The sequence below is a fragment of the Parahaemophilus parainfluenzae genome, assembly GCF_001055095.1.
Lineage (GTDB): Bacteria > Pseudomonadota > Gammaproteobacteria > Enterobacterales > Pasteurellaceae > Haemophilus_D > Haemophilus_D parainfluenzae_Z.
In genome coordinates this window covers 1-13,867 of sequence record NZ_JVHG01000004.1, presented here as the reverse complement: position 1 = coordinate 13,867, position 13,867 = coordinate 1, and the positions used below count along the sequence as shown (strand labels likewise).

General features: G+C 39.3%; 11 protein-coding genes and 1 tRNA gene. 5 read left to right on the top strand and 7 right to left on the bottom strand.

The window, feature by feature from the left end; all coding sequences use genetic code 11:
• Positions 1-61: 61 nt before the first annotated feature.
• The 4 genes from ADA56_RS01250 to mutY form a co-directional block, all read right to left on the bottom strand.
• Positions 62-137, bottom strand: a tRNA-Phe gene (locus tag ADA56_RS01250).
• A gap of 228 nt (positions 138-365) precedes the next feature.
• On the bottom strand, positions 366-1,445 hold the full coding sequence (gene mltC / locus ADA56_RS01245; protein ID WP_005696844.1) for a membrane-bound lytic murein transglycosylase MltC: 1,080 nt from the start codon (positions 1,443-1,445) through the stop codon (positions 366-368).
• A 9-nt stretch (positions 1,446-1,454) separates the two neighbouring features.
• Positions 1,455-1,727 (bottom strand): oxidative damage protection protein, encoded by a 273-nt coding sequence (locus ADA56_RS01240; protein WP_049365232.1) that lies wholly within the window; start codon positions 1,725-1,727, stop codon positions 1,455-1,457.
• Positions 1,720-2,838 carry an A/G-specific adenine glycosylase gene (gene mutY / locus ADA56_RS01235; RefSeq protein WP_049368829.1) on the bottom strand — a complete coding sequence of 373 codons (1,119 nt, stop codon included), beginning with the start codon at positions 2,836-2,838 and terminating at the stop codon, positions 1,720-1,722. The genes ADA56_RS01240 and mutY overlap by 8 nt, the downstream gene beginning before the upstream one ends.
• A gap of 193 nt (positions 2,839-3,031) precedes the next feature.
• On the opposite strand from mutY, the gene rpmE reads away from it, so the two are divergent.
• A complete protein-coding gene (rpmE, locus tag ADA56_RS01230; RefSeq protein WP_005696847.1) occupies positions 3,032-3,244 on the top strand; it encodes a 50S ribosomal protein L31 in 213 nt (70 codons plus the stop codon).
• 132 nt (positions 3,245-3,376) lie between these two features.
• On the opposite strand, the gene ADA56_RS01225 is transcribed toward rpmE, so the two are convergent.
• Positions 3,377-5,629, bottom strand: coding sequence for a FepA family TonB-dependent siderophore receptor (locus ADA56_RS01225; RefSeq protein ID WP_049368828.1), 2,253 nt, complete (start codon positions 5,627-5,629; stop codon positions 3,377-3,379).
• A gap of 241 nt (positions 5,630-5,870) precedes the next feature.
• On the opposite strand from ADA56_RS01225, the gene ADA56_RS01220 reads away from it, so the two are divergent.
• The 3 genes from ADA56_RS01220 (at position 5,871) to ADA56_RS01210 (ending at position 8,957) form a co-directional block, all read left to right on the top strand.
• A complete protein-coding gene (locus ADA56_RS01220) occupies positions 5,871-6,578 on the top strand; it encodes a 7-cyano-7-deazaguanine/7-aminomethyl-7-deazaguanine transporter (RefSeq protein ID WP_049368827.1) in 708 nt (235 codons plus the stop codon).
• A gap of 14 nt (positions 6,579-6,592) precedes the next feature.
• Positions 6,593-7,909, top strand: coding sequence for an MFS transporter (locus ADA56_RS01215; RefSeq protein WP_049368826.1), 1,317 nt, complete (start codon positions 6,593-6,595; stop codon positions 7,907-7,909).
• 220 nt (positions 7,910-8,129) lie between these two features.
• A complete protein-coding gene (locus ADA56_RS01210; protein ID WP_049368825.1) occupies positions 8,130-8,957 on the top strand; it encodes a class II glutamine amidotransferase in 828 nt (275 codons plus the stop codon).
• Between the two features lie 68 nt (positions 8,958-9,025).
• On the opposite strand, the gene gorA is transcribed toward ADA56_RS01210, so the two are convergent.
• Entirely contained in the window at positions 9,026-10,396 is a 1,371-nt protein-coding gene (gorA, locus tag ADA56_RS01205) for a glutathione-disulfide reductase (RefSeq protein ID WP_014064758.1), read from the bottom strand.
• A gap of 219 nt (positions 10,397-10,615) precedes the next feature.
• Here gorA and ADA56_RS01195 point away from each other — a divergent pair, with 219 nt between their 5' ends.
• The gene (locus tag ADA56_RS01195) at positions 10,616-11,743 is read left to right on the top strand and encodes a glycosyltransferase (RefSeq protein ID WP_053086263.1); all 1,128 of its coding nucleotides are present in this window, start codon (positions 10,616-10,618) and stop codon (positions 11,741-11,743) included.
• 146 nt (positions 11,744-11,889) lie between these two features.
• Here the strand turns inward: ADA56_RS01195 and ADA56_RS01190 are convergent.
• The coding region (locus tag ADA56_RS01190; RefSeq protein WP_049368823.1) for a YadA family autotransporter adhesin at positions 11,890-13,867 on the bottom strand (1,978 nt) is incomplete at its 5' end.

The window sequence follows — 13,867 nt, the reverse complement described above, 5'->3', positions numbered from 1 at the left end:
CTCGAACCTGCGACATATGGATTAACAGTCCACCGTTCTACCGACTGAACTAAGGAGGAAATGGTGCCTCGAGGCGGAATCGAACCACCGACACGGGGATTTTCAATCCCCTGCTCTACCGACTGAGCTATCGAGGCGTTATCGTTATTGGCTACTGCCTGACAACGGAGCGTATTAAACTATTTTTTCGGGTATCGGTCAACAATTAAATTCAAAAAAAGTAAAAAAGTTGGTGTGTTTGAGTGGTTAATAACCAAAACGACTATAAAAAGAACGTATTTTGTAAAACTCAATCAAAAATAACCGCACTTTCTCAAAAAATAATGCCCGAAATTTCTTTCGGGCATTGTATTTCATCGTAGAAATTATCGTCTTACGCGGAATTTCTTCTGCGCCGCATCCACTTTCAACAAGTAGTTTCTTGCTTGTGAGGATGGGTGTGCAGTCGTTAAGATACGATACACTTGTTCTGGATACATCTGGTTGATCTTATAGATCGCCTCATCTTTATCCTCATCGAATACGCGTAACACTGCACCTGCACCACTATTGTAGGCAGAAATCATTGCAAAACGTTTAGAGGTAGGATTCGTGATACCATCTAAATATTGATTTTGCAGAATCCATAAGTAAGAGACACCCGCATCAATGTTATTTGCTGGATCATAAAGGTAACGTGCAGATGGTTGTCCACCTTTACCTTTCATCGCAAATACATCACGACCTGCTGTGCTTGGTACCACTTGCATTAAGCCGATTGCATTCGCATAACTGATCGCATACGGGTTGAAGCTAGATTCTGTTTGCATAATACCTAAAATCAAGCTTTCATCAATACCATAGCGTTCTGCAGCTTTACGAACTAATGGAATATATTTTTGTGCACGCACTTCAACGTGGTTTGCAATCATTGAGATCACCACAAATTGCACAGTATTACCATTTTGTAAGCGGCGAGTTTGTAATTTATTTTGGATTAAATAAGTCGCAAAGTTACTTGCAATCACTTGGTTAGCAATTTGCTGACCATTGTTATCCACAACCTGACCTAATAAGAAAGGACGCGTACTAATCGGCACATCGCCAGAAGCAAATAAGTCGATCCCTTTTGCATCGGAGCCCATCAATAAAGTATGAACAATCGCATTGTGTAAGCGATTAAGATCTTGTTGAGTTTCAACAATAATTGTACCTTCGTCAAAGCTTACGTGGCTACGCGTATAGAAAGAGTCCGTGTATTTCACGTAGTCTTTACGACTCGCCACTAAAAGCTCATTTACCCCCCAAATACGATCGATATTATGGGAGAATTGACCAGTTAAAATATCTAAACCTTGCGTGTCTTTTGAAAACACTTCGTCATAATTAATGCCACGTCGATGGGTTGGCGAGTCACTACAAGCATATAAAAGCGGAAGTAGTGCCAATAATAAATACTTTTTCATAATCTTTTGTTATTTAGATGGGGGAACGTAACCTTCAATATGCACATCTTTGCCTTCAAATAAGAAATTCACCATTTCTTCTTCTAATAATTTACGATGTTCGGCATTCATCATATTGAGTTTTTTCTCGTTCACTAACATGGTTTGTTTTTTGATCCATTCGCCCCATGCTTGTTTACTAATTGAATTAAAAATACGTTTACCTAATTCACCGGGATACAGTTGAAAATCCAATCCTTCCGCATCTTGTTTCAAATATTCGCAAAAAACAGTTCTAGCCATAATAATTCCTTACAAATTGCGTTAATAAATTTTTCACAGGCTGAGCTAACCCGATCTGTTCAGGTGACGTTGGATCATACCAATATTTGACCGCACTTAATAGACCAGATTGAGATTCTTTTCCTTTTTCTGACAATTTTTTCCAATCTGAACGAGCGCTCTCTTCAGATTTTCGATCAACTTCAACATAAATAGGATGAATGTCTAAGTGAAAATGACTAAACGTATGACGGAAAGTTACCCATTCTTGATACTCGGTAATCCCTTGCTCTTTCAGATAATTCAATAATGTTTGTTTATCATCAAACTGAGGAAAACAATACAATCCGCCCCATAAGCCTTTGCTTTCACGCTGTTCCAACCAGACTTTTCCTTGATAAGATAAAATCAAAAAATAGCTCTGCTTTTCTGGCAATGATTTTTTTGGTTTCTTTCCAGGAAATGCTGTCCACTTTTCGAGTTTATTGGCTAAACAATCGTTACTTAGAGGACAAAGATCGCATTTAGGTTTTGTTCGGGTACAAATTGCCGAACCGATGTCCATCATGGCTTGATTAAATTCAGCGACTCTCGTGGTTGGTGTAACCTGCTCACTCAACTGCCATAATTGATTTTCGACTTTCTTTTCGCCAGGCCAACCCTCAACAGCAAAATAACGAGAAAGGACACGTTTCACATTGCCATCTAAAATCGGATAAGGTTGATTTTGCACAGAAGATAAAATTGCGCCAGCCGTAGAGCGCCCCACGCCCGTTAATGCCCAAACTTGCTCAAATTGTGTAGGAAATTCGCCTTGATATTTATCTCTGATGGTTTGAGCAGCTTTATGTAAATTTCTTGCTCGAGCGTAATAGCCTAGTCCCGTCCACAAATGCAATACTTCATCTTGCGATGCATTAGCCAGTGCGGTCACATTAGGAAAGGTTTTAATAAAGCGTTCAAAATAAGGAATAACTGTAGAAACTTGGGTTTGTTGTAACATTACTTCGGAAAGCCAAACACCATAAAGGGTTTTATTTTGCTGCCAAGGCAAATTTTTACGCCCAAACTTTTCATACCATTGTAAAACAGAATGGGCAAAAGGGGCATCAACAGAGGATTGGGCTAACATAACTTTCCTAAAGTGCGGTCAAAAATAAGCAAAAATTTTGCGATGATTCTATCACTAAAGCACACCTCTTGATCAATTTGATTTTTTCAGTATAATTCGCAGTCTATTTGGTGCCGGATTGTCGGCGATTATTAACTCACGCGGTGTAAGTGGAAAGCATTTATTGCGGCGTGGCTTCAATTTGAGGTTTTCTATGAAACAAGGTATTCACCCAGAATATAAAGAGATCACTGCAACTTGTTCTTGCGGTAACGTGATCAAAACTCGTTCTACTTTAGGCAAAGACATCAACCTTGATGTGTGCGGTAGCTGCCACCCATTCTACACTGGTAAACAACGTGTTGTTGATACTGGTGGTCGTGTTGAACGCTTTAACAGCCGTTTCAAAATCCCAGGTACAAAATAATTTGAATCTGTGTGAAGAACCCTGCCTATGCAGGGTTTTTTATTATCTAAAATTCACTATTTTCCAAATTCAATCAATAAAAAAGTGCGGCAAAAATCGACCGCACTTTTTCTATCAGTTCTAAATGCTCAATTAAAATGAATATTTTACCGTTGCGTAATAAGCACGACCTGGTTCGTTATAAGTATGAGCATTGTAATTTGTACTGCTTGATGAACGATAAATGCGTTTATCAAATAAGTTACTTACGCCAACACGAATGCTGATTGTGTCTTTCCAATTATAACCTGCACTTAATCCCCAAACTGCATAGCCACCAATATCTTCTGAGCCAGCAAGCTGATTAACATACTTGTCGTTACCATTTTCCATACGGTTTTCCGGATTTTTACGGGATTTTTGTTTACCGTATTGCGTATAGGTCAACATCGCATCCAAACTATCGGTGATTTGATAACTTAAACTTGAATTCAAAGTATATTTCGGCACGATAGAAAGCGGGTTACCGGTATCTTTATTTTTGGTTTTGTGCATATAAGTGAAGTTATTTACCCAATTTAATTTATCTTGGATCAATGGTAATGTCAGATTACCTTCAAAACCTTCAATTACTGCGCGGTTTGCGTTACCCCATTTATATACATAGTTTCCTAAGTTAGTTAAACCGATAAATTCACCATCAGACACGATTTTGTTACGATAGTCATTACGGAAGTAAGCCACAGAAGCAAGAAGTCCGTCTTTATCATATTCAATACCGATTTCTTTATTCCAGCTAGTTTCCGGTTTGATATCGCTATTACCTTGGAAATAACAAGTTTTCTTATTCGGTACATTCGTTGGACAACCTTGACCTAAAGTAAACAACAAGTAATTCGGGTTAGTTTGATAAAGGTTTGGTGCTTTATAAGCTCTTGCAATGCCACCTTTGATTTTCCAATCATCGTTGAGACTTTGTAAGAAGTTTAAACCACCACTTAGATTAGAACCTGAATAGGTGTTGTAATCATAACGCAAAGACGGCGTTAGGATGGTAGATTGGGTTGCTGAAATATTATCTTCAACAAATACTGCCCATTCAGTTTGACTGCTATGACCACCTCGTGCATTTGAGATGCCGGTTGGTAGGCGTTCTTTCAAATCATAAAGCACCTTCCCAGTCTTGTCTCGTCGTCCGCCGAGTAACTGCGTCATAGAAGCGTCATCGTCTAAACTGCTGTGTGCACCTTCAAAACCAACGGTCAGCATTTGATCTACACCCAAGGTAAATGGAATATAGAATTCTGAACTAAAACGCGTATTTTTAAGAATAGAATCGGTAAAAGCTGATGTACTAGAATAACTGCCCTCTGGACCACCCGCTAAGTATTCTGGTAAACGGCTGTTTTTAGTTTTATCAAAAGTAATATAAGTTTTATTGTCAAAATGATCGAATTTACCTTCATAGGTTAAAGCATAGTTCTGACGATATAAACGAGCAGTTTCAGCTTTACTTCCTGCCAACGTTTTGGTTTCAGGATAGTTTTTATTATTGTAAAGCCCTGCTGAGCTATTTTGTGTATCACCATTATAAATATTACCTTGACGGCTAAAACCGGAATCCAAGGTTAATTTATTTTTCTCATTGATATTCCACACTAAACGGCCATTAATATCTTTATTACGTACACCTTCACGACCGGCAATTGCAGGATCGCCATTAATACCGACTTCATCCGCTTGTGTTTTGTTCCAGTTACCATATAAACGGAATTGCAATACATCTTTAATTAACGCACCACTTAGATTAAAACCGACACGGTTCGTTGCACCTTCATCGCTGTCTTCTGGTTGATTGGTGTAATAGCTTAAGCTACCGTGTAAATCATTGGTAACAGGTTTAGTGATGATATTCACCACCCCACCCATTGCACCTGAACCATAGCGTGCTGCTGAAGGACCACGTAATACTTCAATTTTTTCAATCGCTTCAACCGGCACCCAGTTGCTGTCACCACGAGAGTTACGTTCACCACGCACACCATAACGTTCTGCATTACGAGAGGTGACTGGTTTACCGTCCACTAAAATCAATGTATTTTCAGGTCCCATACCGCGAATATCAATTTGACGTTTATTTCCGCGTTGTCCTGTGGATGAGTTACCCGTCAAATTCACACCTGGCATAGTACGTAATACTTCAGAAATATCATTTGTCGCAGGGCGTTTTTCTAAATCTTTTGCCGTCACAAGAGAAGAACCAAGCGATTGTTTTACCTGATCTTCCGCAGTAACTTTAATTTCCTCAAGTTTCTCTTCTGCATGAGAATAGTTTGAAAAAAGTGCGATTGTTAACGCACTAAATGCGAAGAATGATGTTGTTTTTAAATGATTGGATTTATACATTGAAATGCTCTCCTGGCATATGTGGAATAAATAATGCCCGAGAATTCTAGTACAATATAATTTTACTGTAAATAACAATTCTTATCATTTTTATTGAATTTAAATAAAATACCTGATTTTTTGACCGCACTTTCTTGCAATCCAAATAAATTCTAGTATTATTCACGGCTCGCCAATTTGGCGGATTTATTTCTCATGTCGGGTTCCCTACCCCCGATTAACCAACTAAAAAGGTCTTAAAATGAAAATTAATACTCCGATCTTCAATGATCAACAAAAACGTTTTGCTTTAATTTTATTAAGCTTATTTCACATCTTCATCATCACAGCCAGTAACTATTTCGTTCAAATTCCATTTGAAATCAATTTAAAATTGACCGCACTTGGTTTTGCTGATGATTTCTCATTCCACAGCACATGGGGCACACTCACTTTCCCATTCATTTTCTTAGCCACTGATTTAACAGTACGTGTATTTGGGGCGAAAGAGGCACGTTGGATCATTTTTATCGTGATGATTCCAGCACTTATCGTCAGCTACATTGTGTCGGTTGTTTTCTCTAATGGGCAATATCAAGGCTTAGGAGCTCTCAGTGAATTCAATATGTTTGTTTTCCGTATTGCATTTGCGAGTTTCTGTGCTTATGTTTTCGGACAATTATTAGATGTGTTAGTATTCAACCGTTTACGTCAACTAAAAACGTGGTGGATTGCCCCGAGCAGCTCCATGACATTTGGCTCTCTTGCCGACACTTTCATGTTCTTTGGCGTAGCATTCTATCAAAGTAGCGATCCATTTATGGCAGAACATTGGTTTAGCCTTGGATTCGTCGATTACTTATTTAAATTATTTGTCGGCATCGTCTTGTTTGTTCCCGCTTATGGCGTGGTACTCAGCATGATTTTGCGTAAACTTCAATCTCTCGCAAGCTCCCGCCAGTTTGCTTAACTTAAGGAAATAAAATGACTGAAACCCTTTCTCTTAGAGCCAAAATAGAACAAAGCCCAATGGGGGCTTATCAATGGATGATTGTGGTGATGGCTGCCATCATGAATTTACTTGATGGCTTTGATGTATTAGCCCTGGCCTTCACCGCAACAGCCATTCGTAGCGAATTTGGCCTCACGGGGATTGAGTTAGGTTATTTATTAAGTGCCGGCTTATTTGGTATGACTGCCGGCTCACTTTTCCTTGCACCACTTGCGGATAAAATTGGTCGCCGTCCATTGTTATTAATGGCGGTATCACTCTCCGCTATTGGGATGTTAGGTTCGGCGTTTATCTCACAATATCAATGGCTTGGTTTCTGGCGCGTTATCACTGGGCTTGGTGTCGGCGGTATTTTAGTGGGCACAAACGTGATCACCAGTGAGTATTCTTCTCGTAAATGGCGCAGTTTTGCGATCAGCGTCTATGCAGCAGGATTTGGTATCGGTGCGGTATTAGGTGGCATGTTTGCCGTGATGCTACAAGGTGAGTATGGCTGGCGTTCTGTGTTCCTAGCAGGCGCTATCTTAACCGGTTTACTTTTAGTGGTGTTATTTATTTGGTTACCGGAATCCATTGATTTCCTTACCTCTAAACAACCTAAAAATGCGGAAATGCGGTTAAATTTAATCGCCCAAAAAATTGGTTTAGCCGGTGATTGGAAACTTCCTGCAAAAGTAGAAAAAGTTAAAAGTAAATTACCTATTAGCCAATTATTCAGCGAAAAATACTTACATTCTACCCTGTTAATTTGGACGGCTTTCTTTGCAATCATGTTCAGCTTCTATTTTATCAGCTCATGGACTCCAGCCTTATTAAAAGAAGCGGGCATGACGACAGAGCAAAGTGTGAGCGTTGGAATGATGATCTCATTAGGGGGCACTTGTGGCGCCTTAATCTATGGCTTACTGGCTAGCCGTTGGACAGCACGCGGCGTGTTAATTTTATTCACTGTCTTATCTTCTGCAGCAATCATTACCTTTATCTTATCCTCGTCCGTTTTATGGATTGCGATGGTATTCGGTATTTTAGTTGGAGCACTCATGAATGGCTGTATCAGCGGTCTTTATACCTTAAATCCGCTTACTTATGATGCCGATATTCGTAGCACTGGTGTGGGCTGGTCGATTGGTGTGGGTCGTATTGGTGCAATTCTTGCTCCAACGATTGCCGGCCAATTATTAGATATGGGTTGGGACAAACAGAGTTTATATGTTGGCGTTGGCTTTGTGATGTTGATCTCAACAGTCGCACTCTTTTTCTTAAAAAGCCGCTCCGAAATTAAAGCATAATCTTAAAAAATATAGCAAAAGGCGTGATAAACACGCCTTTTTTATTGACTTAATAAAGTGCTCATCCCTAGCCTTCAGATCAGAAAGATTTTCAGGTTATTTTATGTAACATTTTCTTCTAAAAATCCTTTGTTATCCATCTTGAATTTCAACGCATTATGGTGTTAAATCAGCACACATTATAAGGTTATAAAAATATAAAAATAAGTTGTAGGAATTTATGTGCCAATTACTCGGAATGAACTGTAATACACCGACGGATATTGTCTTTTCTTTTGAAGGTTTCCGTCGTCGTGCTGGTCTTACTGACTGCCATTCAGATGGCTTCGGTATCGCTTTTTTTGAAGGTCGTGGTGTGCGTATTTTTCGTGATAACCATGCAGCCTCTCAATCTCCTATTGCGGATTGTGTAAAACAATACAACATTAAATCGCTCAATGTGATTGCCCATATTCGCAAGGCAACACAAGGCGGTGTCACCATTGAGAACACCCATCCCTTTATTCGTGAAATTTGGGGACAAAATTGGGTGTTTGCTCACAACGGTAATTTAAAAGATGTGCCAGATATGTCTGAGAGTTTCTGTCAACCGATTGGCTCAACGGATTCAGAAGCCGCATTTTGTTATATGGCAGAATATTTAAAAAATCGCTTCCGTCGTAAACCGTCTGAAATGGAAATTTTTGAAGCCATTCAAGACATTACCAAAGAGCTCTCACAAAAAGGCACCTTTAACTTTATTCTTTCGAATGGAGAATGGATGATTGCCCACTGCTCAACCAATTTGCATTACTTAACACGTAAAGCCCCTTTTGGTAAAGCACACCGCATTGATGATGATGGCGTCATTGATTTTAATGATTACGCAAAAGATGGCGACAAAGTCACCATCATTACGACGTTCCCTCTCACCAAAGATGAACCTTGGGTTAAAATGGAACATGGTGGTTTCGTCTTCTTCAAAGAAGGGGACAAAATTGCTGAGGTCGTCGGTGTGGCTAAAGAAATGGAAGATGATGGTACATTAGGCAATCGTGCAGCAGCCTAATAACAAATCACAATAAAAAGTGCGGTCAAAAACATCAGAGATTTTGACCGCACTTTCTTTATCTACAATTAACGCATTGTGACAAATTCTTCTGAACCTGTTGGGTGAATTGCTACCGTATTATCAAAGTCTGCTTTAGTTGCACCCATTTTGATTGCCACCGCAAAACCTTGAATCATTTCATCCACACCAAAACCAATGCCGTGTAAGCCTACGATTTTTTCTTCTTTGCCGACACACACTAATTTCATGCGACAAGGTTGCCGATGTTCGGTGACAGCGGTGTACATTGCCGTGAAAGAGGATTTATACACTTTCACATTTTCTTCGCCATATTGCTCAATCGCTTGTGGCTCAGTTAAACCGACTGTACCAATTGGCGGATGGCTGAACACAACCGTTGGCACAAGGTTGTAATCTAAATGCTCATTCGGTTTGTTATTGAATAAACGCTCAGATAAACGACGACCTGCTGCCACGGCAACTGGTGTTAATTCAATACCACCTTCGATAATATCACCTACAGCATAAATGCCAGGCACGTTTGTATTTTGGTATTTATCAACAATAATTTGTCCGCGTGAATTCGTTTTCACGCCTGTTACTTCAAGATTAATCACATCAGTAGCAGGTTCACGACCAATCGCCCAAATTAAGGTATCCACTGTAGTTTCACGACCATCTTGTAATTTCAAGGTAAGCGAGCCATCGGCATTTTTCACGACTTCTTCAGGCAATGCTTTTGTATGTAATTGGATACCATCTTGTGCTAACACTTCAACTAAAGTTTCAACAATCAATGGATCTTGATTACGCAATGGAGCATGTTGGCGCACAAATAAATGTGTTTCGCTACCTAAGCTATTTAAAACACCCGCTAATTCAACCGCAATATACCCCGCGCCTACGACTGCAACACGTTTTGGTAATTCATTTAAAGCAAATACACCATTTGAATCAATCCCGTATTCTGCGCCTTTTACCGCTGGAATACTTGGTCGGCCACCCGTCGCAATTAAGATATGATCGGCGGTCACTAATTCTGTTGAACCATCTGCATAGCTCACTTCAATCGTTTTTGCATCTTTAAAACGCGCAAAACCATTTAGAACATCCACATTATTTTTCGCTAACACATTATTGTAAGAGGTATGAATACGACCGATATAAGCTTGACGACTCTCAACTAATTTCGCGTAATCAAACTTTTTCACTTCTACATCAAAACCATAAGCTGGTGCATAGCTATTAATGGCTTCTGCAATTTGTGCGCCATAGAACATCACTTTTTTCGGTACACAACCTACGTTCACACAAGTGCCACCCAGATGTTTTGCTTCGATAATCGCACATTTTTTACCATAGCTTGCCGCACGGTTAATTGAAGCAATCCCGCCTGAACCGCCACCGATAGCAATATAATCATAATGTTTAGTCATTGTAATGATCCTTTTTTACTCATTAAAATTTTTTCCCTATTTTGCGCCAAATTAAAGAAGAAAGCTATAAATTGATGTGATTGGAATTGTCTATATGCGAGAAAAAGTGCGGTTATTTTTCGCATAATTTTCAGCAAGCAAAATGTATTTTCGCTATAATGCCCTTCAACTCTAAAGAGAAATAAATTGGAATGAATAATAAACATAAGAGATAGAAAAATGCCTCAAAGAACTGATAAAAAAACAATCTGTTTGAATATGATTGTCAAAAATGAATCTACTATCATCCGAGATACATTAGAGAACATTATTACTCATCTTCCATTAGATTATTATGTTATTAGTGATACAGGCTCGGACGACAATACTGCAGACATTATCAAACAATTCTTTGATGAAAAAGGTATTCAAGGCGAAATTCATTACGATGAATGGGTAAACTTTGCCCATAATCGAAACTGTGCTCTACAACATGCACAAGGAAAAACAGATTATGTATTAATCTTTGATGCTGATGATCGCTTTGAAGGAAACTTTGTATTGCCAGAAGAACTGACGAGCGATCGCTATTATCTACGCATGGCAAATAGTGTAACGGGTGCAAATGTTTATTTCCGTACGCTTATGTTTCGTAATGATGGCTCATTCTATTGGCGTGGCGTATTGCATGAATTTGTTGAACAACGTAAAAAAACCGTTGTGGAGCAAAAAATCTTTGGTGATTATTATGTGATTAGTGGTCGATTTGGAGCGCGTAGCAACAACCCACAAAAATATTTCCAAGATGCTCAAGTATTAGAAAAAGCCTTCTATTCACCTGAAGATGAAGATCTTAAAGATCGCTATGCGTTTTATACCGCACAATCTTATCGTGATGCAGATATGCCCGAAAAGGCTATTGAGTGGTATGCCAAACGTGCAAATTTAGGGGGCTGGTATGAAGAAGTGTATTATTCCCTTCTCCAAATTGCCCTATTAAAAATTGAATTAAATGCGCCATTAGATGAAGTGCAAAATCTTTTACTCGCCGCTTATGAATATCGTCCGCAACGCGCTGAAAGTCTTTATCATTTAGCTCGTCAATTACGCCTGCACGATAAAATTAGGCTCGCCTATATTTATGCAACTGCAGCAGTAAGCATTCCTTTAAATAAAGATATTCTTTTTGTGGATCACTCTGTTTATGAATGGAAGGCAAAAGATGAACTTGCGGTTAGTGCGTATTGGGTTGGTAACTATCAACTTTGCCATGATCTCTGTTTAGAATTATTAGCCAATCCAACTATTCCAGAACGAGATAAACAACGTTTCCAAGAAAACTTGAGATTTGCTAAAGAGCATATGTAGAAAGCCTAAGATATAAATTAAAATAATCGCTATTCAATCAGCAAATACAATACAACATATCTACTTGCACTTCTTCTACAATCTTCCTATAAAAATAAAAAACCCAGCCGAAGCTGGGTTTTTATCTATTTTAGTGGAAAGTTAAATTACCATTGGTAACCTACACCCACAGAGCCACCTACGTCGCCTTGGGTATTTGCGTTACCTTGAAGTTTGAAGATAACTTTACCATTGTCACTTGAACGTGAGTAACCTACTGCTACAGCGCTTTCACCTTTGAAAGTACCTGCAGAAGCGGCAACCATTGATTTACCAGGAATATAAACTTGTGGTAAACCTGCTGCTGCGTTAGCACCTGCGATACCGCCACGTGCTTCTTTACCTACTTTATTGATACGTTTGTGTACGTCACCAATTGATTGTTTCAATTGAGATACGTTAACCGCATCAGTATCTTTGGTACCCGCTTTCACATTGTGAATTTGGTTGCCACCCATATCAATGTTACCACCTTTATTAACGGTTAAGTCATTTGTGGTTACGCTATTATGGTCAACATTATCTGTTGTTGAGATAAGGATATTGCCGTTATCTTGGTCAATCGCAATATTTTTACCTGCAGCATAATTAATTGTTTTACCGCCAGTAATATGCGTTGTCTTCGGTGCACTATCTTTATTCGCAACTTTATTGCCTGCATTAGATGTAGAAACATTAAAGTTGGTTGAACCATTAGGTGTTGCAACGAGTTTACCTTGATTGTTCACGGTAATTGTATCGTTATCTACGTCAACAGTGACTTTGTAGTTAGTTGTACCATTTGCATTAACGGTTGGTGTAACAGTGATACCCTTGTTTGGATCAGTGCTTACGCTTGCTTGCGTATTGTTAGCACTAATGGTGTAAACACCATTATCCTTGTTCACATGTACATTATCGCCTTCTTTAATATCAGTTACATTTGCAACTAACTTATTATTGCCGTCGATATGTAAACCGTCACCAGCATTCACATCGTAACTAACTTTGGTTAAACCATTTGCATCAACGGTAACATTAGAGCTTGTCGCATTACCATTCACGAAGTTCACTTGGCTACCCGCAGTGACATTGTGTTTTACCGCTCCTGCATTATCCCCTACTTTCCAGTAAGCCGCATTGATTGCATTAGCTACATCAATTGCAGTCACTAAACCTTTATTACCTGCGGTATTAGCATCTGGAACTGTAATCTTACCAGTGTTAGTGATATTAGATAACGCTGTAGTATTTACATCTACTTTGTAAACTTTACCATTTGGATCATTTGGTTTTGACACTAAGGTTACATTGCTTTGGTTACCAGAAATCACTTCAGTCGTGTTAGCTTTTAATTGGCTCAAGTTCACAGCATCAGTTGGGTTTGTACCGTTAGCTACATTATGAACCTGGTTACCGCCCATATCGATGTTACCACCATTTTCAACAGTGATGTTCTTCGTTGTTACGTTATTCGCTGTTACATTTTCAGCTGTTACGTCACCCGCAGTCACATTTGTTGCAACAATATTATTTGCTGTCACATTGTTATGAGTTACATCCGCAGTTGTTGAAATAGTGAAGGTTGTACCAGTTTGGTTAACTGCTACATTTTTACCTGAAGTAATCGTTACAGTTGAACCTGGTTTCACTTTTGATTGTACGCTACCCGCAGCTGTATCAGTTACTACTTCATCCACGTGTTTACCAGTGGTCACATTAAATGAAGCATCGTTGATTGCATTCACAACAGTGGTTGCGTTCACTAAGTTATCACCTGTACCGCCATTAGTAGTATCTACTTTCGTAGTTCCATTTGGATTTACGGTCACGTTAGTAGTATTAGCACTTACTTCGTACTTGACTGTTCCGTTTGCATTTCTAGCAGTATCTTCAACTTTTACAGTCTTATCTTTAGCTACAACACTTACATGTTCTTGTGGACCAGTTGCGCCTGTAGCACCAGCATCACCTTTAGGACCTGTTGCGCCAGTATCACCTTTAGGACCAGTTGCACCTGTATCACCTTTAGGACCTGTTGCACCTGTGTCACCTTTCTCGCCTTTGTCGCCGGTTGCGCCAGTCGCGCCAGTGTCACCTTTCTCG

Coding starts and splice junctions, on each gene's coding strand:
- mltC (WP_005696844.1), bottom strand. CDS start 1,445: ATGAAAAAGTATTTATTATTGGCACTACTTCCGCTTTTATATGCTTGT.
- ADA56_RS01240 (WP_049365232.1), bottom strand. CDS start 1,727: ATGGCTAGAACTGTTTTTTGCGAATATTTGAAACAAGATGCGGAAGGA.
- mutY (WP_049368829.1), bottom strand. CDS start 2,838: ATGTTAGCCCAATCCTCTGTTGATGCCCCTTTTGCCCATTCTGTTTTA.
- rpmE (WP_005696847.1), top strand. CDS start 3,032: ATGAAACAAGGTATTCACCCAGAATATAAAGAGATCACTGCAACTTGT.
- ADA56_RS01225 (WP_049368828.1), bottom strand. CDS start 5,629: ATGTATAAATCCAATCATTTAAAAACAACATCATTCTTCGCATTTAGT.
- ADA56_RS01220 (WP_049368827.1), top strand. CDS start 5,871: ATGAAAATTAATACTCCGATCTTCAATGATCAACAAAAACGTTTTGCT.
- ADA56_RS01215 (WP_049368826.1), top strand. CDS start 6,593: ATGACTGAAACCCTTTCTCTTAGAGCCAAAATAGAACAAAGCCCAATG.
- ADA56_RS01210 (WP_049368825.1), top strand. CDS start 8,130: ATGTGCCAATTACTCGGAATGAACTGTAATACACCGACGGATATTGTC.
- gorA (WP_014064758.1), bottom strand. CDS start 10,396: ATGACTAAACATTATGATTATATTGCTATCGGTGGCGGTTCAGGCGGG.
- ADA56_RS01195 (WP_053086263.1), top strand. CDS start 10,616: ATGCCTCAAAGAACTGATAAAAAAACAATCTGTTTGAATATGATTGTC.